The organism is Vibrio sp. 03_296, from assembly GCF_002265885.1.
The window spans coordinates 1-678 of record NZ_NPKW01000202.1; the positions used below are offsets into that span (position 1 = coordinate 1).

Sequence of the window (678 nt, forward strand, 5' to 3'; positions counted from 1 at the left end):
TTGCGGTAACCGCCCCATCTCGTTTTTATGGTATTGAATGATTCCTATCTATGGTCTYATGTTCCCTCTTACCCTGTGCAGAGTATTATGCGCCATAGGTTAGTAAAGAAAGGCTTGATAATCTCCTGGAATAAAGACCCTTTTCTCTTCATCGACCATCCAACTCTGATCATCTCACAGTCGAGCTCACTGTATCATTTTTTGGACAAGCAATTTCCTCCCTTTCCATTTACCGAATCTGACATATGCTTTGTGTATAGATACTGTTTATGTTATCAACAGCAGAACACAGGGAGAGTCGTTATGGGCAGTCTTCAAACGGAGCAACAGTTACCATCGTTTGATGAGATGATGGCGCTCGCCGCAGAGAATCCAGATGCGTTTAATCAGTTCAAGCAAGATATGTGTCAGGAGATGATTCAATCAGCCTCTGAGGCCATGAGAGAGAGGTTGCTTGCACAGCAAAGCCATATCGATTTAGTGATTAGCCGTTGCAAAAATCCCGTCCACACTAACGTGGTTTTGATGAATGAGTTAACCAAACAGATGGTCAAATTTCGTGAAGCCCTGGACAGTGATGGCTCAGAATTACAAGCACCCAGCGCAGAAGTGATACCTTTGCCCCAAAGGCTTTTATTAGATCGAGCGAAAACCAATAAGGCCCAAAATGGGGCCTTA

General features: G+C 43.9%; 1 protein-coding gene. It reads left to right on the forward strand.

What is annotated here, in order from left to right:
• Positions 1 to 303: 303 nt before the first annotated feature.
• The coding region (locus CIK04_RS23365) for a DUF3135 domain-containing protein (protein ID WP_128824663.1) at positions 304 to 678 on the forward strand (375 nt) is incomplete at its 3' end.